Below are 22,814 nucleotides of genomic sequence, written 5' to 3' on the forward strand. Positions count from 1 at the left end.
GAACGGCGAGACAGCAATGATGTGGCTGCAATCTGATCACGATGCTTATTTGCTAACCAATGGTTTTTCATCCGGCTGCCTGCTCCATATTTTGATGCACGGCGTTCAACACAGCCTTCCGCTCAAACCTGCGGGCTTTAAAACGGTTCATGGCGATAAACATTGCCCCTCCACACTACAAAATGTCTTCAAATCCAACATTTTTCACAAACGCGGCGCGGTCGTGCGCATCAAATCGTACCCACCCTTTCACAATAGATAATGAGAATCAATATCATTTTCTAGACAAAACCATGAGGCTGCATAGTGATAAAGCCGTCCTTCCCGTGATATGCTCCTACGGGAACTGGCCCGGATCGGTTTCATCCGGCTTGGAGAAACCATAGTGGGTGCCATATCCTTAAACCAATCTTCTGCACGCAAACAATTCGTGGCCGGAGCGCGGGCTTGTATAGAGTTTGCACTCTGCAAGCCCGCTCTTTACCATCTGATGTTCAGTTCCGGCGATGAGTAGCCAACTTCTTGAAGAAAAGGTTGGGGCAGATCCCGTTCAGGCTACGCTTGGCGTGCTCCTAGATGGCATGTGCTGCAATAATTGATCGGGCTCCGGTATGATATCTACTTTATAGGAAAAACATTTCACCAGATTTTTATTGCCTTATTCTTTTCTGGCATTTTGCATAAAATCACCCAAACCAGCATCCATGGCGAGCTGAAACGCTTTTAGTGTTTCAGCTCCCACATAATGTTCCAACCCTTCTGCATCAATGCGTGCATTGCACGGGCTTACACCAAGAGCCAGAAGAAACGCTTCAACAATACGATGTCGTGCGCGGACTTTTTCTGCCATTTCGCGCCCCTCGGGTGTTAGAAAAATACCGCGATAAGGTTTGCGAGCAACCAGCCCTTCATCACCAAGGCGTATCAACATTTTGGCGACTGTTGGCTGAGAAACCCCTAGCCGAGTTGCCAGATCAACCTGCCGGGCCTCCTGCCCTTCATCCAGAAGATCTGCAATAAGTTCTACATAATCTTCAATAAGCGCATGCTGCCGCGCTACACGGCTGATACGGAACCCTTCTGAATGTGTTTGTGCATCAGGGAGAGTATCTGCTGTATCAAAAGTTTGCTGCATTCCCGCTTTCCAACCAATCCGTAGGGCTGTGTTGGCTCCATACCGCTAAGATTATTCCGTTAAGTATAAAGTATTCCAACAGGAATATCTTGCATTAGATATCATGCAAATGCACAGTAACCAAAAGTTTCCTCATGCTTTGTAATATAGCATATTGCATATTTAATCAGGTACAGTTTAGTCTGGATTTATGTCCCAAGACTCGCAAGCCCCTGCCCCACCGTTGTCTGCCCAAAAATCTGCATGGCGTTTTGCTAAAACGACAGAAGCAGGCAGCAAAAGTTTGCCGGAATCTTTTGCCAGCATTAAATTGCCTGCGGCTGGTAAATCGTGGTTCAAGCGTTTTCTGGCTTTTGTGGGGCCGGGTTACATGGTTTCCGTAGGGTATATGGACCCCGGAAACTGGGCGACTGATTTACAAGGTGGCGCCCAGTTTGGTTATACGCTGCTGGCCGTCATCATGCTTTCAAACCTGATGGCTATTCTTCTTCAAGCTCTGTCTGCCAGACTGGGCATTGCAACGGGCCGCGATCTGGCTCAGGCGTGTCGAGATCATTTTCCGCCTGCCATCAATATTGCTCTTTGGCTGGCTTGCGAACTTGCCATTATTGCATGTGATCTGGCTGAGGTAATTGGCACAGCCGTAGCGCTTCAGCTTTTATTTGGTATTCCGCTTTTAGGCGGGGCAATTATTTCGGTTTTTGATGCCTTTCTCGTACTCTTTTTAATGAACCGAGGATTCCGGTATCTAGAAGCGTTTGTTATTGCATTGCTCAGCATTATTGCCATCTGTTTTGGTGTGCAGATTATGGCCGCAGCTCCGCCTGTTGCTGACGTGCTTAAAGGCTTTATTCCCTCTCCCAAAATTATAACCAATAGCCAGATGCTTTACATTGCAATCGGCATTATTGGCGCTACGGTTATGCCGCATAACTTGTATCTGCATTCATCTATCGTGCAGACACGCGCATTCGAGCACACATTATCTGGCCGCAGAGAAGCTATTCGGTGGGCCACATGGGATAGTACAATTGCCCTTGTGTTGGCCCTGTTTATTAATGCTGCCATTCTCATTGTTGCCGCAGCGGCCTTCCACACAACTGGGCACCAGAATGTTGCGGAAATAGAGGATGCCTACCGCCTGCTCTCTCCCGTTCTTGGCTTGGGTATTGCATCAACCCTGTTTGCGGTTGCTCTTTTAGCTGCCGGCACCAATTCAACTGTAACCGGCACATTAGCTGGACAAATTATTATGGAAGGCTTTTTACGGTTAAAAATACCGCATTGGATGCAACGGCTCCTCACTCGCGGCCTTGCCATTATGCCTGTCATAGTAGTGACAGCCCTTTACGGAAATAAAGGTGTGGGGGAACTGCTGATGCTAAGCCAGGTTATCCTGTCCATGCAGCTTCCTTTTGCCGTTATTCCTTTAATTCTATTCGTATCTGACCGCCAGAAAATGGGAGAGCTTGTCATCTCTCGCAAAACAACCATCTTGGCTTGGGTTGTGGCTGCTATTATTCTGGTTCTCAACTTTAAACTTTTGTATGATACTGTTTTGTAATAACGCTACAGAATTTAAATATTACAACGCTAAAAATATACTATAAGCCTGCAAATGGAATCAACCAATGAAAAAACTGGCCAACGCCTTTACCTCGCGCGGCCAGTATTGACTATTGTAGATATGATAAAATCTCTTAAATACATTACTATCGGGCTTCTATGTCATGCCCGACAGAAGGTGTTACGGTGATAGAAGCCCCCTGCACTGCCAACCCGTGTTCAGCCGCTACCCGACGCAGTAAAATAACAACTTCTGGCGCATTACACGGAATTTTCCGCCCTGTTCCGACTTCAATAAAAAGAACAGATGGTAGAACCTTCGGTTCCGGGGCCACGCTGTAGCGCCACAGTCGATCGGGCGTAACATCCCGACGCAGGATATCACGCGCTACCAACAAATTCAGATTACGCTGGATAGAACCCTGAGAAGGCGCGTGACCGTTTGTCATTACGCTAAGCGCTTTCCATATTTCTACCACCGTAGCATGTGGCTCAACCTCTAGCACACCATGTAGAAGCACTCGGCGCAGATCAGTCATCCTAATACCAACATCTTCGCAACGTTCTTCCAAACGCCGCACCGCGCTGCGGCTGGCCCCCATACCGGGGCGGATCTGCTTCAAGGCGGGCGGAGAACGGCGATATGCAGAAAATGCAAGCATGGTTTTGATCCTGTCACGATCTGAAAAAGGAATGATGGAAAACCTTAGTTTTCGCCACTATGGATATAAAATTCGACGGGTACGGTAAGTGTGATGGGGTCTCCCGCCACGCTATCTGGTGGGATAGGCAATGGCTGAGCCCGCTTGGGCAACGCCACGGCCTCCTGATCAAGCAGCGCATGGCCAGAACTACTGGCCAGCGTAACTGACAGCACATGCCCCTTACGATCCATGGAGAACGTTACGGTGGGGACACCCTCCTGATGATCGGCCATGGCATCTGACGGATAGCGCTTAAACTTCTCCAATTGCGCCAATAATGCGCCCTGCCATGTCACCGGATCATGTGATGCCTTGGAAGAAGACGCACCGGGTGCTGGCGCAGCCTGTGCCGGCGCTGGAGGCGCTTCTGATGATGGCGGCGCAGTTGTTGTCTCGGCTGGTGGTGTTTTATCCGGGATCGGTTTTTTGAGATGCGGCACCGGCTTGTGTTTTTTAACGATTTTACGCGGCTTTTCCGGTTTGGGCACTGGCACCGGTGGATTAGGCGCGGGCGATGGCGGAGCCGTAACCTTTGGTGGCTCTACCGGAGCCGGATCAGGAATGGACTGGGTCTGCTGTGGGCCGATGGGGGCATCTGTTGGCGGTGTGGGCGTTGAAACCGGTTCAGGCGCCATATCTATCGCAATGGCCGCCGGAGGAGGCTCAGGCACCGCTACAACCGGTGGCGGCAGGCGCATGATCCACCAGACAGCACCGCCACTTACGGCAAGCACGGCAAGCAACGAAAAACCCCAACGCAGCGCATCATCTCGCTGTGTCCGGCGCAACTGGCTGCGCTGCCAGTCAGCAAAGGAAATAGCTCCTTCTGGTGCCTGCGTTATATCCGCAGTTCCACTCATGGCGCGGCTCCCGCTGCGTTTACACTGCCAGTAGAAACAGCCGCGCTTCCTGCTTCGCTCCCTTCTTCCTGCCCCTGAAGGTTGACGAGCGCTACCTTGAGATAACCAGCCGAACGCAGCTTATCCATCACGCCCATGAGCGTACCGTAATCAACAGTTTTATCTGCACGCAGAAAAATGCGCTGGTCTTTGTTCCCCTTGGTTGCTGTTTCCAGCGCTCCGGGCAAGGCATCGGCAGCAATGTCGTCTTCACCCAATGCCAGACCATGATCGGCCTTTACGGTTAGAAACACCGGGTCATCTGGGCGTGGCGTTGGTTTTTCTGTTGAGGATGGTAGATCTACTGGCACATTCACTGTGGTAAGCGGTGCTGTAACCATAAAAATCACCAGTAGTACCAGCATCACGTCAATAAAGGGCGTAACATTGATCTCGCTGGCCTCATGCGGGCTTTCATCGGTGTGGCGGATACGGATCATGCCGCTTACTCCCCGGCCACCGTGCGGGCATCGCGGTTTTGTTGCCCTAAACGCACTATATTGCCCCGTTCCATCTGCATCTGGCTACGCCCCAGATCACGCGAGACCAGACGCATAACAAGAGATGTCAGATCAGCCACCTGTGCGCGGCAGGATGCTGTCTGGCGGGCAAGGTGATTGTAAATCACCACTGCAGGAATAGCCGCCACCAGACCAAGGGCTGTTGCCAGTAACGCCTCTGCAATGCCGGGTGCTACGACAGCGAGGCTGGTAGCCTTGCTGGCAGCAATGCCGGTGAACGAGGTCATGATCCCCCACACCGTGCCAAACAGGCCAATAAAGGGAGATGTTGCGCCAATGGTGGCCAGTAAGCCAGTGCCGCGCATGAGCCTACGCCCCTCGGCGGCTTCCAACCGTTCAAGGTGCAACACAATCCGTTCTTTCAGGCCCTCGCTATCATCGGGAATATCCTGCGAACGTGTGCGTTCGGTCTCGGCTGCCATGACAAGCGTATGGGCAATACCGTTTTTACGCGTGCCTTCCTCGCCCAAATCCAGCGTACCTGCTTGTTCCAAAGTGTGTTCGGCTTTGGCCAGTTTGACCCGCACACGTAGCAGTTCAACTGACTTGGCAATAAAGATGGTCCATGTCAGTAGAGCTGCTACAGCCAGCAAAACCATCACGCAGCGCACTACGAGGCCAGCATTAAGGAACATCTCCCACGGAGAGAAGGAAATTGGTGCAAGATCGGTCATGAAAGACCTCCTTTGGAAGACGGTCTATTCCAAGCCCGGATCAGGCAAACGACCGTAACAATAAGGGGAATGGAAAGAGCTGCCCAAGACAGGCCAAGCCAGATACCGTGCTGGCCCAAAAGCGCTGACAGCAACCCAAATGTGGTAAGCAGCCCCAGCGCAATTGGCCACGGCCAAACAAACACAGATGGGCGTGGTGCTGTGCCGTGAGAAGAAATGATGGGTACCTGATGAGAAAAGGCGTTCATCACACATCTCCCACAAGGGCAGGCATTCCGTCGGTTTCGTCCAGTTCGTAACCAAGCTTATGCAGGCGGGCATCGGTAGCTATCTTCCGCTTATTGGCCCACAGCACCAGACCACTGACCAACACGCCAATCACCACCACATCCAGTAGCGCCCATAGGATACGCAACGGCATGCCACCGTAATCACCAAAATGCAGAGGACGAGAGATTTCCAGAAAGCGGAGATACCACGGCATTGGATACGCCCCGGTTAATGCACCCGTGCGCGCATCCACCAAAACTGGCGTAAACAAACGTGCACGTAGTGGTGTGCTCCCACGCGTCCACAGCACGTAATGCACTGGGCTACCAAAGGAAGATCCGGGATAGGACAGGCCCGTAACCTCATTGCCGGGTGCCGCTTTGGCTGCCGTATTAAACGCAGCTTGCACAGAGGATAGATGATCCTGCGAGGGCACCGGTAGATTGGCATAGGGTTTGAGTGTCTGCCTTACATCTGTTACGCGCCACAGGCCAAATAGCGGGGTTTGGAGCTCGTTGACCAAGCCTGTAAAACCAACCACCATTGCCCACATCAGCGTAGCCACGCCCAATAGGTTATGCAGGTCTAGCCATGTTAGGCGCGCGGCACGATCCTTCCGCACAGAACCGAATGGCAGGCGCTTCATAAAACGCCCATACAGCACTGTGCCGGAAACTAAAGAGGCAACAAAGATACCCCCCATTGCCCCGAGAAACAGGCGGCCAGTCAACCCGGCAAACAGGCTGGTATGGAGCTGGTTGCAAATACCCATAATAATGCCGGTCCAGGTGCGTGGCTTTTGGGGCGCATCAGCAGGGCGTGATTGCTTCAGTACTTTTGCTGTGCGCGCATCAAACTTGATCCAGTGGCTGGAATTCCGATCTGGGTAGTTTTTATCTTCTTCCAACGCTTGCCAGCTTGGAGCCATGGAGACGAGTACGGCTGGCTCATCATCATCTGGATTAACATTCGTAATGATTTGTTCTGGGTAAAGCGCCCTCGCCTTTTCTACAATAACATCCAGACTGGCGTTTGGCGTATTCGGCGGCAGCACCTCGTAAGGTGGATCATCGTCCCCTACGAACGTATCCCAGATTTGTTCGGAAAAAAGCAGCGGCAGGCCCGTTACGCAGATAATGAGTAGAAACAGCGTACAGACCAGACTGGTCCATTTATGAACCACAAACCAGCGGCGAAGGGCACGGTTGGTCATGAAAACAGCGCACTCACAAATGCGTGTAAGAGTGATTCGCAACTGTATTCTGCGTAAAATTCTACCGTGTCCATCGTGTTACGCGCCCTCGGATGCGTCGGAAAAAAGAGGAAACTGCCTTTTGCTGCCTGATAATCAGCGGCACAGAACAATCCCCTCATCTACAAAGACGATCGAAAGCCCGTTTTTTTCGGGCATTGCTGAAAATTTTTTATATCAGGCGTTAAAATTTTTGCCGTTAGGGCTGCTTTTATGCTCGCAACCACCTTTTATATGTTCGCTTCAGCAAGATTACGCCCCCAAACAGAACAATCATTGCGCCGTCCATCCGGGTTTCTGCCTAGGGCGCATATGCTTTACCTGATATTTTGCAAGAGAACTACGGTGGGTTTGTTCAACAATTACCAACTATACGACAGATTGCCATATACTCGGCGGCCTTGGCCAATGTAACAGGCATAATTGCCGCCGCAGGACGTTACATAATATTTGTTTGTCAGGTTAGAAACAGCAAGCTGTGCCTGTAGCCCCTTAAGCATCGGAATTTTTTGTCCAAAATCGTAATGCATGCCGATATCGAACAAATAATACGCAGGAACCTTAAAGGTATTTACCGCATCATCATAAGTGAACCCGACATAGCGCATGCCACCATTTACAGCCAAGCCCGGAGCAATATTTTGGGGCAGGCTGTAATTTAGAAAAAATGAAAACATGTTACGGGGCACACCCTGAACGTATTTTCCTTTTTCCGATGCCGCAGGGCCATACCCTCCGTTTGGAAGCTGTGCTGCGGCTGTAAGGTTCGTGCTGGCGTAAGTCATGGAGTTATAGGAATAAGACGCAATCAGCCTAAGATCATGCGTAATATTTGCATTGGCCGAAACCTCGAACCCCTTGGCGTTTACCCGGCCCGCATTGGCTGAATAACCCGGATGCAAATAGTCTGTCACCAGATAATTGGTTTCATCAATATCATAAGCTGCACCTGTAATCAGGATATCTCGGCCCGGAACCTTGTATTTAATTCCCACTTCTTTTTGTTGCCCTTTGAGTGGTGGTTGTGGCCTGCCCTGCCAGTCACTCCCACTTTGTGGGATAAAGGATGTGGAGTAACTGAAATAAGGAGATAAACCGAACGCGAAATTATAAATAAGCCCGGCACGCCATGTGAACGCTGTTTGTGGGCGTGGTTCTTGGCTTAATCTTGTTACTGTAATGCTGTGGTCGTCATTTCGGTTAGAGTAAACAGTGCCATGGTAATGTGTGTTCACCCAATCTTGCCGTCCCCCAAGCAGAACAGATAGCCCTTTCCATTTGAGCTGGTCTTGAAAATAAACACCTTCCTGAAAATAGCTGTAATTATAGGTGCCATTCCACGTTTCGCATTTTGATGAATGAAGATCGACACATCGTGAATAATCATTATGAGGATTGAAAATATCTACCAAATAATACCCATCCTCTCCCGGGTATCCGTTATAGCCGGGCGTTTTGTCTGCAACAACGTTCCATTTATAATCGTACTGCCTAAAATCAGAGCCAATAACCCATGTGTTTTCAACCTTGCCTATATTGAACTTTCCATAAAAACGTGAATCCAACCCTGCCACGGTATTTTTATTGCGCATTTCCCATGGATCAAGGGCTGCAATTCTATCTGTGTACATCCCATCAAGAATCATCGTCTGATTGTCTCTGGTAGATTGCTCCCAACGAAAAACCTGGCTGAAGTTTAGAAAACGGTTAAAGCGATGTTGGAATTGGTATTCAAACATTTCATCACGGGTTTCCTGTGTATTGAAATTCTTGTTTCCAACAAAACGATTTCTTGGAATTTGCCCGTAAGGGCTACGATACAGCGTGCCTTCTACCGGAAACTGCATGTAATTCGTACCCATACCAGGCGTGTAAAGATAGCTTCCAAGCAGTGTAAGAGAGGTTTTTTTATCTATATCCCACGTGATGGAAGGCAGAATGCCAATTCTTTTATAGTCGATATTATTGACCTGAGTACCCTGCGTGGTTCCCATAGCGGCAACGCGATAACGCAGGTTTCCAGATTTTGTAATTTTGTCACTATAATCAAATGTCGCCTCATAACGGTTCCAGTTCCCAAAGCCGACACTTACCTGATGCAAGGGGGTATCCGTTGGTTTTTTTAAAGACATGTTGATCATACCGCCCGGTGTGGTTTGCCCATACATTACCGAAGCAGGGCCATTCACAGCTTCAATCCGCTCCAAAAACGCTGTCTCACCCGCGCTGTAGGATTCCGACATCAATCCATCGATAAACTGTGATGTACTGAAGCCGCGCTGTACAATTCCACCACAACTTCCACTACTGGCACACCCATTACTGTAGTTACCGAGCTGTTCCGTATAAATACCTGCTGTATAACGCAAAGCCTCCTGAACATTCTGCGGCTGTAGATCAACCATTTGTTGCTTTGTAATGACATAAATCGAGTTAGGAATTTCCGTAAGTGGGGTATCTGTTTTTGTGCCAGCCATCGTATTTATCGCAACATATCCCACCCCTGGGCCTGTCGGATTTTGATGCACAACAGAGCCCCCAACGCGTACTGGCCCAAGGGTAATATTGGCCGCAGATTTTGTTAAAATTATCGTCCCATTTGCTGACTGCACATAACTCAGGCCAGTACCAGCAAGAAGCTGAGCAAGCGCCTGTCGGGATGTAAGTTGCCCATGCACCCCGGCTGTTTTGACACCGCGCAGAAGCTCACCCCCTGTTGTAACCTGAAGACCAGATTGCTTTCCAAAACTTATCAATGCAGATGCCAAAGGTTGCGCTTGAATATTGTAACCCCGCATGCCCTGCGCAGCTCCATTTCTTGCAACCCTGACTGTATCGGATTGCGCCCACGCCAAGCCGGTAAATATAAAAAAAGAAACGGCTGTTGTTGCCAAAAGCAGGCACGTATGAGTGGTAATTTTGTTATTGTCTTTCCGGCCCATTATTGGCCGGGCGCCTGTCCCTGACGTCACCCTGTTGTGCTCCATCATGTTTATTGCGGGGTATGCGCATCATCTTCCCTTAAAAATGAGAATGAATTGCATTACCATCCTTCTAATCACACAACGATGACAGGAATGTATTTTCTAATAAAAATCGTAATTCAGCGTTTTTTTTGTGGAAGGTGTACGAAAAAGTTGTGGTTTAGCTTGGCCTCAGCGCAAAATTGTTACCCACGGGCTATAGCAGTGTACAGTACGTTGCCGTGCCTGTGCTATTGCCTCCAGGGCTTGCGCAGGATTGGACAAGCTATAAACCCCAGAAACACGTTGCGATGCCAGACGAGACGGCACAATAACCACGCCATGAAGATAAGGCTTGAGCTTGGTAACAACCTTTCCAAGTGGTTCGTCATTAGCAACCAGCAAGCCATCGGCCCATGCGCCTATCTGCTCGGCTGGCAGATTGTCATTATAAATCTCCGTTGCGGATGCGCTCAGCGCCTGCCCAGTTCCGAGTTCCCTACCCTGTGCCGGAATAGCACCACCATTTACCCGCACCCGGCCTGCACGCACCCCCACATCTACCTTACCTTGTGCCCAACGCACATCAAACACAGTGCCGATATCTGTTGTGGTAAAGCCCCCCGCTTTCACGACGAACGGACGTGCAGAATCATGAACAATGGAAAATAGCGCCTCTCCTGCCAAAAGGGTTACGCTACGGTGGTTACCTTGAGTGTTAATGCTTATGGCGCTTCCGGGGGCAAGTGTTATCGAACTGCCGTCAGAAAGATACATAACGCGCGTTTCCGCTGTTCCAGTTATGGCATCTGCCCGCATATGCAGCATAAGATCAGGCCCCACGAAAAACAGCACAAAACACGCCACCAAAGCCAGTGCAGATCCTGCCCATGTTGCCCGCGAGGAAAGCCGTTGGCGCAATCGCATTGGCACTACATTACGCTTTCTGTGCTGCCAGTTTCCCGCATTGCTCGGAGATAGATGCCTAACAAGACCCATAGTTGTTTCTGTATGGGCCCAAGCTTCACGGTTCGTAGGCGTAGCGGCCAGCCACGCATTAAACTCCGCACGCACTTTAGGATCATCAGGTTCTTCTTGCAAAAGAATCAACCACTGCGTGGCCTTTTTGGAAGCCTGTTGCCTAACTAGATCGTCTGTTGCCGTCATAAAAGCCTTCCGACGCAAAGCTGTTGGGCCCCGCGTCTGGCGAGGGAGACATTTGGCACCCTTACTATTACCAGACGCCACACGCCGCGCCTTTTTAAATTTTCTTTGATCTGTTGCGTATCAGGGCCAGTCTACCTGCTGTTTGCAGGCGTCCACAGCTTCGGAAACCAGCACATGCGCCATAGGGGTGGAAATATTCAGATGTGCCGCAATTTCACGCAACTTGCATCCGCCAAACCGGTGCATTTCAAAAGCAATACGCGTTCGTTCGGGCAAGGCCGCCAATACAGCTTGAATAGCCTCTAGTTGCGCCTTGTCCTGCGCGATCTGCTCTGGCCCAGGTTGTGCGTCTGCCTGCTGCTCTATCACACTATCAACGCCAGAGAGTGTAAAAACAGCCCGTTCACGCGTGCCTTTACGGCGTAGATCCAGCGCCAAATTCCGGATAATCCGATAAAGATAACGCAAAGGCTCACTGACTGTTGCTGCTTCAGCGCCCCGGTCTAACCGGAGCCATGCCTCCTGCACTATATCCTCGGCCACCGAGTGATCGGCTACCAGCCCGTTGGCGTATTTCAGCAGATCACGTCTATGGGCTGAATACAGAACCAGTAATGAGCCCTTCTGCTCCAAACTTCCATGCCCCTCCCACGCCCCAGCACGCATAAGCCGCCGCTTACTTAATAGGACGCACTCATATGCAACTCATTCTTAATCTCTCATTGCTGATTTTTCGGCAAGCTGCAAGCAATCTTGCAGGCAAGTCTGCCAGTCCATTAGAAATTTAGAATGTGCCATCGTCTTAGTTATCAGGGAGAGATGTCACAAATGCCCTCATGCCATACAAATACTTGCTATGCCCTGCGTATCTTGCTTTGGGTTTCTTTACCAATGGTAGCCAATTGTTCCGTAAGTAATGCGCTGGTCACCGTAATGGCAGAAAGTAGCGGAACCACATTGAACATATGTTTTGTTGCCAGAATTGGTCATGCTTAGCCGGATATTTAGACCTTTAACTGATGGGAACATTTGCCCTGCATCCCAGCTTAGTCCACTGTCAAAAAGAACATAAGCTGGATTGCGGAAGGAGTTTGCTTGGTCTGCCCAGCTTTTACCCTGATAGCGCACACCAAAATTTATGGACAAACCGGGAGCAATTTCCGAAGGAAAACGATAATCAACAAAACCAGATGCTGCATTAACAGGCTGCTGTGTAAGCTGCTTGCCAACAAGTGATACCGTTTCACCAGCAAGTGTTTTGCCTGTCAGGTTCGTGCGTGAATTGTACACCTTATTCCATGTATAGTTCAGAATAAGATCAAGCCCCGGCGCGAGATTGGCGTGTGCCGAGAGCTCGACACCGCGGGATTTTACCTGCCCGATTTCACTACGATATTGCGGAAGTTCAGGATTGTTAACAAGAACATTATTTTCTGCGAGGTCATAATAAGCAGCGGAGAAAAATGACTGAACATGAGGGATTTGGTATTTCACCCCTACTTCCCACTGATGACCGTTTAAGGGATCAGGCTGCGAGAGAGTTCCTGCATTATAAACTTGCCCTGTCTGGGGCATGAAAGATTTTGCATAGCTAAAGTAAGGCGCCAATCCGATACTGGAAACATAATTTATGCCCGCATTCCATGTGAATGGACGGTTGAAAAGATCATTACCTCCATATCCGTTCCAGTCTTGGCGTCCGGCGAGTGTAACATACACCCGGCGCCAGTTGATTTGATCCTGAAAATAAATACCATCCTGCCAATATGGATATTTCGTCCATGTTAACTGGCCGTTGGTCGCACGTGCATAATCAGTGGATGTGTACTGATTATACGTGGGATGCAGCATATTTGCATCTGGCACAGTGGCAAAATCAAATCCCCAATATCCATCAGCCCACTGCCCTCTATAATCAACCCCCACAAGAAAAGAATGCGAAATCGGGCCTGTACGCAGTTTATAGCTGAAGTTGGCGGTCATTTGTGATGAACGGCCTTTATATTGGCCACTGCAAAATGCAGACCTGCTGATTGTTTGATTTACGGTATCCACGCCATCCAGTGAGAGGCTGCAACTACTGTTGCTCTGTTCATCAAAACGCGCGGTTGCGTTAAACTGAAAATCTTTTGTGAATTCATGGTGGAAAATGGCCTCCACCATATATTGGCGGTCCCAGTTATTATTGAATGCTGGATCACCAAAATATCTGGAAACCGGGATGCGCCCTGATCCTGTTTTAATCAAACTGCCATATGCCGGAACCCCAATCCAAGGATCCCATGTCTCTGGATCATAAGCAAACTGCCCGATAATGGTGATATTGGTGCGATCATCTATTTTCCATTCAATATCACCTTGCGCAGCCACACGCTTATAGTGATTGAAATCTGTTTGTGAACCTTGTGTAATGCCAAGCCCGATAAGCCGGTACAACAAGGTATGGCTTTTGTTCAAAGGCCCGCTTAAATCAATCTGGCCTTCATAACGTCCGTAATTGCCAAAGCCCACATTAACTTGTCGCTGGGCTGTTTCCGTTGGCCGCTTCAATGTCATGTTAATCAGGCCGCCCGGGTTGGATTGCCCATACATGACCGAAGATGGCCCGCTCAGTGCTTCAATGCGATCCAGAAAAAATGGATCACTTACCGAGGTACCGTTAAGCAACCCATCAACAAATGTATAAGACTCAAAACCTCGTTGTCGGACAGGCTGAAATAAGCTTGCCGAAGGTGTGCTATCATTTGCGTTCGCGCTCACAACGCCGGGCGTATAACGTAAAGCTGCACCGATTGTGAGGGGTTGAAGATCATCCATCTGTTTGCGGGTTACAACATACACCGATTTTGGAACCTGAATCAGCGGCGTATCAGTTCGGGTGGCAGATGCACTGCGGGTGGCGACAAACCCGACGCCAGGCCCATAGGCGGATTGCGTATCCTGAGATGCTGTGGCACCAACACGCACTGGGCCCAGCACAATGCTGGAAGCCTTTGTAACTGGAGTAATTTGGTACGCGTGCTCTCCTACCTGCATGTATGACAGGCCACTCCCTTGTAAAAGCTGCCCCAGCCCTTCGGATGGCGTAAACGAACCAGCCAGACCATGCGTTGTATGGCCAGCCAGAGATGACGCCTGAGATGTGACCTGAACATGAGATTGCCTGCTGAAGGTAACGAGTGCATCAGACAGAGAACCCGCAGAAATATGAAACAGAACTTTTTGTTGCGACGGCTCAGCCTGAGCTTCTGCAGGTTTGCACGCCAACGGTGTCAGTGCCGTGGTTGTGACGACTAAAAGGAGCGCCGCCACGCCTCGCCCACACAGATTTCCATTCCGTGCCATTGTTAAAGCACTCTCCTACATACTTAGCAAATGAAAATCATTCGCATATCATCCTGTAAAGAGAGAGAAATGGCGGCGTTGTTTTTTCAAAAATTTATGTCAGAAAATTTTCCTGAAACGGTTTTTTATGGAGAAACAACAAGATTGGCCCACGGTGTAACAGGCACAATTTTTCCTTGGATAGGGCTAACAAGCAGGCGCAAGGCCGCATCCGGCTTGCGCAGATCGTAAACTCCGGTCACCCGCTTACCAAGCAACGTATGGTTCATAACCACAATCCGCTTCCCACTCCATGGCCGAAGCGCTGTGATCATATCACCTACTCTATCGTTACGTGCGATCAACACTCCTTCTTGCCATGCCCCTATAGCTTCAGGAGAGAGTGTTCCGCTTCCAATATCGGTGTCTGAAACCCTTACCCATTCTCCGCCGTGAAGATCGTGCTCGTATGTCTGTGGTGTGGTGGGGGCTGAAACATGCACCACACCATCACGCACCTGCACGGTTGTTTCGTGATGAGCAATCTGGATATCAAAGGCGGTACCGATGTCTTGCGCCCTCACCTTTCCGGCTTGCACGACGAAAGGACGGTTATTGTCATGATGAACAGTAAAAAACGCCTCGCCTTGCATGAGGTTTATATGACGTTCCTGTGCAGAGATCCGGATCGAAATTGCCGAACGCGGCGCAAGCACAACATTACTTCCATCTGCAAGATGAAGTGTCCGGGTTGTACCGGTTGGTGCATACTGATCTGCCAGTAACCGTGTTATCAAATCAGGAACCATCAGCAACAAGGCTGCGCAGAATGCAGCCGCAGCCACCCCACCGCCAGACAGCAACCTCCACCGTTTTTGCAGAAAAAACACTAAAGCCTGAATACGTGCCTGAAACACCATAGGCCTGACCGGATCAATCTGCCGATCAGGCGGGGCCGAACGGATAATATCCGAAATGGCAGACACCTGCTTCCATGCCATTGCATGTGCAGGCTTCTCACTCAGCCACTTTTCAAATTCACGCCGCAATGCCTGATCGTCTGGCTCCTCGTTCAAAAGGAGAGACCAGTCGATAGCTTGTGCCTCAGCCTCCTGATTTTCATCCATGACTTAACAGGCATCCTTCCACACTTAGGTGGTCTCCATACAGCAACCAGTCAAACATTTGTGAGACGTATGCGTTATACTGAATAGATGTGTGAAAGCAGGGCTTTTTCATAAAAAACATGAAGAACACAACTCTACAGTTCTTCCTTACGTATTTGCATGCAGATTTTTACGCCATCGGCAATGAGTTTATGCACAAGAGCAACAGAAATATCGAGTTCTTGAGCTATTTCCCTAAGTTTCATGCCGTCAAAATGATACATCCTGATTGCTTTACGTTGCCTTTCCGGCATGGCGTCAATGGTATCCATTACGCGGCTCATGATCTGACGCGCAGCAACATCCTGCTCGGGAGACGCTGAGGTGACCTCGACATTGCCTATTGCCTGTTCAAACGGCGCATCTGTCGTGCTTTCAAACGTGCTACGCCTCCGCCGATCAAACAGCAAATTACGGATAATTGTTTTAAGGTAACTTAGAGGCGCCAATATTTCCGCATTATTCTGCCGGTGGAACAGAAGCCATGCATCATGCACCAGATCTTCGGCTATCCCTTTATCGCCACACAAACGGCGCGCATATGATACCAGCGTATGTCTGTGTGTTGCATACAGCCTATGCGATAGAGGGTCGGACTCCAACGTCGTTTCCTTCGGCTTGTCCTACCTTGCCTCGTCCATCACGAGTTAAGAACATTTCTCAACCATAGCGCAAAGTGTTTGGGGGGGCAATATGTGCCCCCTCCCCTATAATGTTCACCGCTGGTCTGCTGTTAAAAACATAACCGAAAACGCAAGTAGCTCTTATTTTGCTCATCAGATTTCAGGAGCGGCATCCTGCACATTCGGAGCAGATGGTAACAGGCCTGCTGCTGCAAACGTATCAGCAATATGCTGCTGACTTGCTATAACTGGGCGTGTCATTGGGTGATATCCATAATGTATTTTGGAAATGGAACGCGTTACTACATCCAATTCCAGCCCCGTGCTACGCGCCAGAATAGCGGCGACTTCTGCTTTATGAGATTCCATCCATATGTCACATTGCGCTATGGCATCTGTAATAGCATGCAAAAGCTCTGGATTTTTTTGATAAAACTCCTTTCCTGCAAGATAAAATTCCGTTCCACCCTGAACATCATCTCCAGTTGCTAACACGCGTACCGGACTGCTGACACCTGAGAGATATGGATCCCATATTGCCCATGCATCCACTTTTCCGCCTTCAAACGCCGGGCGTGCAGCAGCAGGCAATAAGTACGAAACTTTCACATCATTTAAGCTCAAACCATTGTTTTTAAGTGCAGCCAATAAAAGCCAATGAGCATCTGAACCACGCGTAACCGCAATGCTTTTACCTTTTAGATCCTTTATAGTGGTAATTGAGCTATCCTGAGGCACAATAATTGCCTCGCTTGCTCCTGCTGGTGTTTCATGCCCGACATATACCAGAGACCCCGGCGAACTGGCCTGAGCAAAAATAGGAGGGAGATCACCTGCGCTCCCAAAATCCAAGGCACCTGCAATGAGAGCCTGTAAAAGAGGAGGCCCGGCAGGAAATAAGGCCCACTGTACAGAAATACCTTTTGGTTCTAGTGCTTTTTCTAAAAATTTCTGATCTTTGAGTAAGACAAGAGTGCCGTATTTCTGATAACCAATACGAACAGTTTGCTGCTGCGCGAAAGCTCTGCGACCAAGTGTAGACGCAAGCGATAGTGCTGCCAACTGAAATAAAGCGTTTTTTCCAAACTTACGTCGTGAAAGCATTGTTTGTTCCTTTTGTAATATTTTTGAAAATTACTACTTATTTTACCTTGCTCAGTCTGGTGTTACGCCCAAAGCGGATAATAAAATGCGCCTAAGATCTTCAAATACAGGGTTTGCATGCTGCCTAGGGCGTTCCAGCGGAACGGATATTTCCGTGTGGATACGACCAGATTCCAACACCACAACGCGATCTGCCAACATTAAGGCTTCATCCACATCATGCGTTACTAATAACACCGCGCTTTTATGCTTTGCCCACAAGCGGGCCACCAGTTGTTGCATACGTATGCGTGTTAAAGCATCCAATGCGGCAAAAGGCTCATCCAGCATAAGAAAACTTGGATGACGCACCAATGCGCGTGCAAGAGCGGCTCGCTGTGCCTCCCCCCCAGAAAGAGTAAGTGGCCATGCCGCTGCACGATGAGAAAGCCCTACTTCTTGCAGCACTTGATGAGCATCTTCCTCACGAACAGCATTTTTGCCCACACCCAACAAAACATTCTGCCAAACACGTTTCCATGGTAGCAAACGACTTTCCTGAAAAACAACAGCAACTTCTTTTGGACGCGTGACTGCACCTTCTGTTACCGCATCCAACCCAGCCAATGTACGCAATAAAGTAGATTTACCCGATCCACTGCGGCCAAGAAGTGCAATAAACTCTCCTGCCCTTATTTCCAAATCAAGATGATCTAGAATAACCGGGCCTTTCCCGTATCTTCGGCTTAAACCACGTACCTGCACCACAGGTGCTGTATTTTTTGTGGAAAGTGTTTGCGCTGGTGCCATAATATTCATGATACTTCTCTATTCTTATCTAGAGACCAGATCAGAAAAAATCTTTCTATATAACGAACAATCTGATCAGACATCAGCCCCAGAAAACCATATACTGCCAGCCCGACAAGAATAACGTCTGTCCTTAAAAAATCCTCTGCATCCATCATCATATGGCCAATTCCGCTTTCAGCATTTACTTGCTCTGCCACCACCAACATCAACCATGAAATGCCAACAGCAAACCGCAATCCCACTATAAAATCTGGCAATGCACTTGGCAGAATGATGTCACGCACCACTTTTGAATGGGAAAGACCAAGCGTTTTACCCATTTCCAATAGGCGTACATCCACGCCGCGAATACCTTTATGCAAATTAAGGTAAATTGGAAAAGCAGCCCCAAACGCCACGAGAAGAATCTTGGGGGTTTCTCCAATACCAAACCAGAGGATAAACAAAGGTACAAGCGCTAGGGCTGGCAAAGTGCGAAAAATTTGCATAGGCCCATCAACAACCTCTTCCCCCATACGGGACAGGCCAGAAACCAGAGCAAGAACAACGCCTATGATAACAGCCAAGGAAAGACCACTGGCTGCTCGCACCAAAGAAACCACGAGGTTTTTAGGTAAAGTTCCATCCCTTACAAGCGTTTCCGCTGTAAGCACAACAGCAAGGGGTGAAGCCAGAACATGAGAAGAAATAAGCCCTGCCGAACAGACACCTTGCCATATAGCCACCAAAAGTATGAGAGAAAAGTAGCGTGAAAAATACCCTAGACCTTTGCGCAACATTTTACGTGTCCTGATCTTATTTCTTATCTTTTACGAAGGGTTTATTTTTATTTGAGTAGAATGCGAGAAACATGAGGATGTAATTTTTTCACCATTCAGAAGGTGATTGGCAAAGTGAATGGCATCTGAGCTAGAAGCTAACCACGTTTCAATATGTGCTTTATTTGGGTAAATATGGTTTTCCACCACAGTACCAGCCGCACAGCTATCTTGTACTAAAGCTTGCTGTGCCACCGGATTAACATCTTGATCCTTTAAGCCAGTACCTACAAATAATGGGGCTGATAATTTAAGATGTGAGTAAATATAATACGGCATCATAACCCCAAGAACACGCTGGATTGCGCCGGGCAGCAGAGTATTGGCATCTGTTAAGCTTGCCGCAGACACCTTGGCTATCAGGTCATCCACGCAACTATTGGTTGCTTGTGCATAAATGGAGAGTGCTTGCGGCGTAAAAAGACTTTCCGCCTTTAGGCTGGGGTCCAATTGTTGCGCTGTACGCGCTACATAGAACATATATGCGATATTAGGATCTACAGTATTAGACTGAGACGTAGAGTTACCCAAAGGCACATGAGGCGAAAAATATGGAAGCCCTGTTGCAATAGTACCTTTTACTTGCAACTCGGGCGCATATATTACCGCTTCTCCCCCGGCAGAAAATGCAGCCCCTCCTCCTTGAGATTGACCATCGATAATAATCTTGTTGTCGATCTGATAGTTTTTTCCAACAACAGCACGCGCTATATCTAACGTATTGTAAGCTTCCGTTGTATGAACAAGATAGTAATGGAAGCCCGGAGTGCCCAAACCTGCATAATCACTGGATGCCACGGCAAAACCATTCTGTAACCACGTAGCAATATAACCCGGAAAATTCTTGCCCGTTTTACCCCATGATGTTGCGCAATGGTCAGCCAGACCAACAGTACCATGGGCCCAAAGCAAAAGCGGCCAACCCTTCTGGGGTGGTTTTCCTTTTGGTAGCCAAACTTGGCCAGAAACAGCAACTTTATGATGTGTTATGCTATCTGTTGAAATATACAGAATACGGTATTGGCTTTTTGCATCAGGGAAACGATTATCTTTTTCCATTGGCTCTGCGCGTAGGATGGTACCTGGCGCGGCACTTAATGGGCCTTGCCATACATAAAAACTGGAAACACCTCCATCACCCACACTCACACCCCGCTGTGGCAACAAAGGTTCTGCAGAAAATGCATATGGTGCTGTTAGAACATTTGCGCAAAATGCCATTATACCCGCAGCATGCAGTGCTAAATATTTCTGCTTATGTGTAGATTTCTTCATATGCCAAGCCACAGCGCTCTAACCTTTTTTATTAGTGTTTTTGCTGTTGCGTAATGTCAGGGCCAAATGGACGATCACCCAAAATTGTCGCGCGATGCATGATACGGCGATGTGGACGATAATCATCCACAGCATAATGCTGTGTGGCGCGATTATCCCAAAAAGCAACATCCCCTTCCTGCCATGTCCAACGCACGCTAAACTCTGGCTTACTGAGGTGTTGGAATAAAAAACGCAGTAAAGCGGCGCTTTCTTCTATTTCCAGACCGCACACTTCCGTGGTGAAACCTTCATTTACAAAAATGGCCCGCTTATTGGTTTCTGGATGAATACGGATAACGGGGTGTTCTACCGGGGGTAGTTGCTCACGCGTACGCAACCATTTTTCTTTCTCCGCTTCTGTCCGTCCAAAGCGAGAAAGTGGAAAGGAATGTGTAAAGTCATGCAAGGCTGTTAGATGTTCCAGCCGCTGCTTCATTCCGTCTGAAAGAGCATCATACGCAGCAGTTGCACTCGCCCATAATGTGTCTCCCCCAGAAGGTGGAAGATGACGTGCCGCCAATACAGCACCTAGAGGTGGTGTCTGGCTAAACGTTACATCCGTATGCCACAGCGCATTATCCTTAAGATCATTCTGCTCTGTATCCAAAACAATAATTTCAGGCGCTTCTGCAACGGTCGGATAAATAGGATGGAGATGTAGTGGGCCAAAATGTTGGGCAAAATCACGTTGCTCACGCGGTGTTATGGTCTGGTTCCTGAAGAACAGAACCTGATGCCTTAGCAGCAATTCCCGCAACCTGTTTTCCGCTTCAGACGTAAGCGGTTGAGCAAGGTTTACACCAGATACAATGGCACCAATGGCTGGCGAAAGCGGCGTTACACTCATCTGCCCAGTGTCGATACCCGGCTTTGCGCCATGAAGAATAGGAGAAGAAATACGGCTGATATCAAGATGATGAGAAGAAAGTGACACGGAAGCCTCCTGCATGACGTAAATTCCACCACTTTAACGCGTTGTTATTTTCGAGGTTATGCGCCTAAATAAACTTAGTCAAACTGTATTATTATTGAATCACGATTATTTTTTACATTTATTGCAACATTAAACTATTTTAATTAGTGGTATTTGGTCGTGCATCGGCACATCAGCTCTAAAATATAAGGAAAATACGGGCTTACATGCTGCAAACCCGTATCTTTAAATATTACATTCTATAAGTGAATTCGCCGCCAAACATGGCTGGATCACCGAGCTGACCATAAAAAACAGCTCCGGCGGATAGAGAGGTCATGGTTACAAAATACCGCTTATCCAGCATATTATGCCCCCAGAAACTCAAATCCCATTTGCCGGATTCTGGACGAATACCAACATGAGCATCCAATATGCCGTATGGCTTGATACGTGTGTATCGAGATTCAGAAGGTTCTGCATAATATTGTGACCGATATCTATAATCTGCCCCAACATAAAACAGTAACTTGCTCCAGAATGGGTTCTTTGTGCCACCAATATTCTTGATGGGCACAGTATATTCCAAACCTGTTGACAGATTCCATTTGGAATTCAGCGGAACTTGGTTACCTGTCAGGCTGTACAATCCACCAATGTTGGATGATTCCAAGGGATGCGTTGCATTATTAAAAGAAGCATAGAAGGCATCTGTATAGGAAGCTGAAATTCTTCCTTCCAAGCCAGGAATAATCACACCGCGCGCATCCAACTCAAAACCACGAGATATAACGTGCTTGGCATTTGTTAGATAAGAAATCGTTGTGCCGCCAGATGTATAGTAAGATGCACTTGTAATATAATTATGCACATTATTCCAAAATGCTGTTGCATTTACAAAAAGGCGCTTGTGCAAAAATGTGTTTTTTAACCCAAACTCAAACATATCATTTATTTCTGGTTTAACGTCTGGGTTTGCACCTTCTGTAATATTCAAGTTTACTAGGTTAATGCCGCCATTACGTACACCACGACTATACGTGGCATAAAGCATGTGGTTTTCATTTAAACGATAAACGACACTCAAGCTCCCGCTCGGCTCATGTTCACGATGTGTAGCATGATAAGACACAGGCGCCCCAAACACATCGGCCGCCATAGCCGGAATGGCAGAATTAACAATGCGGGATGAATATCCGCCTGATTTACTTACAAAGGAGTATCTAAAGCCCCCTTCTACTTCCAGTTTGGAAGTGATTTTGTATTTTCCACGTACATATCCTGCAACCTCGTTTGTAACAGGGTTATCATGTGCAAGTTGGCTTGCCCCGTTTAAGGCTGCGTTATAAATATCCGGGCTATAGCCGTAACCAAGATATTTGGCCCCCTGCGCTGTTATCGTATTGTGAATATAATCTGGCACCTCCTCATACATATAAAACACGCCGCCAGTTACTTGATAACGACGGTTTTCTGGAGAAGAAATGCGCAGTTCTTCCGTAGCATTCTGCTCATAGACCTGGAGGGATCGAAGAACCCTTGATTGATGTGCTTGGCCGGTAATTTCTGGGTTTTGGCGATTTGATTGACGGTTTTTGCGATGGCA

General features: G+C 48.4%; 20 protein-coding genes. 1 reads left to right on the plus strand and 19 read right to left on the minus strand.

Features of this window, described 5'->3' with window-relative positions; translation table 11 throughout:
* Positions 1-658: 658 nt before the first annotated feature.
* Positions 659-1,135 (minus strand): manganese-binding transcriptional regulator MntR, encoded by a 477-nt coding sequence (gene mntR, locus FKW19_RS10925; protein ID WP_035353249.1) that lies wholly within the window; start codon positions 1,133-1,135, stop codon positions 659-661.
* A gap of 190 nt (positions 1,136-1,325) precedes the next feature.
* Between mntR and FKW19_RS10930 the strand changes: the two genes are divergently transcribed.
* The gene (locus FKW19_RS10930) at positions 1,326-2,699 is read left to right on the plus strand and encodes an Nramp family divalent metal transporter (protein WP_089179040.1); all 1,374 of its coding nucleotides are present in this window, start codon (positions 1,326-1,328) and stop codon (positions 2,697-2,699) included.
* A gap of 148 nt (positions 2,700-2,847) precedes the next feature.
* On the opposite strand, the gene FKW19_RS10935 is transcribed toward FKW19_RS10930, so the two are convergent.
* The 18 genes from FKW19_RS10935 to FKW19_RS11020 all read right to left on the minus strand — a co-directional run.
* Positions 2,848-3,363, minus strand: coding sequence for a Fur family transcriptional regulator (locus FKW19_RS10935; protein WP_006115521.1), 516 nt, complete (start codon positions 3,361-3,363; stop codon positions 2,848-2,850).
* Positions 3,364-3,407: 44 nt separating this feature from the next.
* Positions 3,408-4,265, minus strand: a complete 858-nt coding sequence (locus FKW19_RS10940; protein WP_089179041.1) for an energy transducer TonB — start codon at positions 4,263-4,265, stop codon at positions 3,408-3,410.
* Positions 4,262-4,744 carry a TonB system transport protein ExbD gene (gene exbD, locus FKW19_RS10945; RefSeq protein WP_006115523.1) on the minus strand — a complete coding sequence of 161 codons (483 nt, stop codon included), beginning with the start codon at positions 4,742-4,744 and terminating at the stop codon, positions 4,262-4,264. The genes FKW19_RS10940 and exbD overlap by 4 nt, the downstream gene beginning before the upstream one ends.
* A 5-nt stretch (positions 4,745-4,749) precedes the next feature.
* A complete protein-coding gene (gene exbB, locus FKW19_RS10950; protein ID WP_006115524.1) occupies positions 4,750-5,499 on the minus strand; it encodes a tonB-system energizer ExbB in 750 nt (249 codons plus the stop codon).
* Complete coding sequence (locus FKW19_RS10955; protein ID WP_089179042.1) at positions 5,496-5,747, minus strand: hypothetical protein; 252 nt, start codon at positions 5,745-5,747, stop codon at positions 5,496-5,498. The genes exbB and FKW19_RS10955 overlap by 4 nt, the downstream gene beginning before the upstream one ends.
* Complete coding sequence (locus tag FKW19_RS10960) at positions 5,747-6,982, minus strand: PepSY domain-containing protein (RefSeq protein WP_089179043.1); 1,236 nt, start codon at positions 6,980-6,982, stop codon at positions 5,747-5,749. The genes FKW19_RS10955 and FKW19_RS10960 overlap by 1 nt, the downstream gene beginning before the upstream one ends.
* A 401-nt stretch (positions 6,983-7,383) precedes the next feature.
* On the minus strand, positions 7,384-9,963 hold the full coding sequence (locus FKW19_RS10965) for a TonB-dependent siderophore receptor (RefSeq protein ID WP_089179044.1): 2,580 nt from the start codon (positions 9,961-9,963) through the stop codon (positions 7,384-7,386).
* 213 nt (positions 9,964-10,176) lie between these two features.
* Positions 10,177-11,151, minus strand: a complete 975-nt coding sequence (locus FKW19_RS10970; RefSeq protein WP_089179045.1) for a FecR domain-containing protein — start codon at positions 11,149-11,151, stop codon at positions 10,177-10,179.
* A gap of 120 nt (positions 11,152-11,271) precedes the next feature.
* Entirely contained in the window at positions 11,272-11,817 is a 546-nt protein-coding gene (locus tag FKW19_RS10975) for an RNA polymerase sigma factor (RefSeq protein ID WP_089179046.1), read from the minus strand.
* Positions 11,818-12,036: 219 nt separating this feature from the next.
* Positions 12,037-14,496, minus strand: coding sequence for a TonB-dependent siderophore receptor (locus FKW19_RS10980; RefSeq protein ID WP_089179047.1), 2,460 nt, complete (start codon positions 14,494-14,496; stop codon positions 12,037-12,039).
* A 125-nt stretch (positions 14,497-14,621) separates the two neighbouring features.
* A complete protein-coding gene (locus FKW19_RS10985) occupies positions 14,622-15,602 on the minus strand; it encodes a FecR domain-containing protein (protein WP_089179048.1) in 981 nt (326 codons plus the stop codon).
* Between the two features lie 134 nt (positions 15,603-15,736).
* Entirely contained in the window at positions 15,737-16,243 is a 507-nt protein-coding gene (locus tag FKW19_RS10990; protein ID WP_238331277.1) for an RNA polymerase sigma factor, read from the minus strand.
* 174 nt (positions 16,244-16,417) lie between these two features.
* Complete coding sequence (locus FKW19_RS10995; RefSeq protein WP_089179049.1) at positions 16,418-17,368, minus strand: aliphatic sulfonate ABC transporter substrate-binding protein; 951 nt, start codon at positions 17,366-17,368, stop codon at positions 16,418-16,420.
* 51 nt (positions 17,369-17,419) lie between these two features.
* Complete coding sequence (locus FKW19_RS11000) at positions 17,420-18,166, minus strand: ABC transporter ATP-binding protein (RefSeq protein ID WP_116100281.1); 747 nt, start codon at positions 18,164-18,166, stop codon at positions 17,420-17,422.
* Positions 18,163-18,939, minus strand: a complete 777-nt coding sequence (locus FKW19_RS11005) for an ABC transporter permease (RefSeq protein ID WP_063354109.1) — start codon at positions 18,937-18,939, stop codon at positions 18,163-18,165. Before FKW19_RS11005 ends, FKW19_RS11000 begins: the two co-directional genes overlap by 4 nt.
* A 30-nt stretch (positions 18,940-18,969) precedes the next feature.
* Positions 18,970-20,253: a lipase family protein gene (locus tag FKW19_RS11010; RefSeq protein WP_238331276.1), complete on the minus strand. Its 1,284-nt coding sequence runs from the start codon at positions 20,251-20,253 to the stop codon at positions 18,970-18,972.
* Positions 20,254-20,284: 31 nt separating this feature from the next.
* A complete protein-coding gene (gene tauD, locus FKW19_RS11015) occupies positions 20,285-21,229 on the minus strand; it encodes a taurine dioxygenase (protein ID WP_089179051.1) in 945 nt (314 codons plus the stop codon).
* A gap of 232 nt (positions 21,230-21,461) precedes the next feature.
* Positions 21,462-22,814 (minus strand): TonB-dependent receptor (locus FKW19_RS11020; protein ID WP_238704015.1); only part of this gene is annotated, 1,353 nt, incomplete at its 5' end.

Origin of the sequence: Acetobacter sp. DmW_125128 (assembly GCF_008704325.1) — a bacterium.
GTDB classification, from domain to species: Bacteria; Pseudomonadota; Alphaproteobacteria; order Acetobacterales; family Acetobacteraceae; genus Acetobacter; species Acetobacter oryzifermentans.

Coding starts and splice junctions, on each gene's coding strand:
- mntR (WP_035353249.1), bottom strand. CDS start 1,135: ATGCAGCAAACTTTTGATACAGCAGATACTCTCCCTGATGCACAAACA.
- FKW19_RS10930 (WP_089179040.1), top strand. CDS start 1,326: ATGTCCCAAGACTCGCAAGCCCCTGCCCCACCGTTGTCTGCCCAAAAA.
- FKW19_RS10935 (WP_006115521.1), bottom strand. CDS start 3,363: ATGCTTGCATTTTCTGCATATCGCCGTTCTCCGCCCGCCTTGAAGCAG.
- FKW19_RS10940 (WP_089179041.1), bottom strand. CDS start 4,265: ATGAGTGGAACTGCGGATATAACGCAGGCACCAGAAGGAGCTATTTCC.
- exbD (WP_006115523.1), bottom strand. CDS start 4,744: ATGATCCGTATCCGCCACACCGATGAAAGCCCGCATGAGGCCAGCGAG.
- exbB (WP_006115524.1), bottom strand. CDS start 5,499: ATGACCGATCTTGCACCAATTTCCTTCTCTCCGTGGGAGATGTTCCTT.
- FKW19_RS10955 (WP_089179042.1), bottom strand. CDS start 5,747: ATGAACGCCTTTTCTCATCAGGTACCCATCATTTCTTCTCACGGCACA.
- FKW19_RS10960 (WP_089179043.1), bottom strand. CDS start 6,982: ATGACCAACCGTGCCCTTCGCCGCTGGTTTGTGGTTCATAAATGGACC.
- FKW19_RS10965 (WP_089179044.1), bottom strand. CDS start 9,963: ATGGGCCGGAAAGACAATAACAAAATTACCACTCATACGTGCCTGCTT.
- FKW19_RS10970 (WP_089179045.1), bottom strand. CDS start 11,151: ATGACGGCAACAGACGATCTAGTTAGGCAACAGGCTTCCAAAAAGGCC.
- FKW19_RS10975 (WP_089179046.1), bottom strand. CDS start 11,817: ATGCGTGCTGGGGCGTGGGAGGGGCATGGAAGTTTGGAGCAGAAGGGC.
- FKW19_RS10980 (WP_089179047.1), bottom strand. CDS start 14,496: ATGGCACGGAATGGAAATCTGTGTGGGCGAGGCGTGGCGGCGCTCCTT.
- FKW19_RS10985 (WP_089179048.1), bottom strand. CDS start 15,602: ATGGATGAAAATCAGGAGGCTGAGGCACAAGCTATCGACTGGTCTCTC.
- FKW19_RS10995 (WP_089179049.1), bottom strand. CDS start 17,368: ATGCTTTCACGACGTAAGTTTGGAAAAAACGCTTTATTTCAGTTGGCA.
- FKW19_RS11000 (WP_116100281.1), bottom strand. CDS start 18,166: ATGAATATTATGGCACCAGCGCAAACACTTTCCACAAAAAATACAGCA.
- FKW19_RS11005 (WP_063354109.1), bottom strand. CDS start 18,939: ATGTTGCGCAAAGGTCTAGGGTATTTTTCACGCTACTTTTCTCTCATA.
- FKW19_RS11010 (WP_238331276.1), bottom strand. CDS start 20,253: ATGAAGAAATCTACACATAAGCAGAAATATTTAGCACTGCATGCTGCG.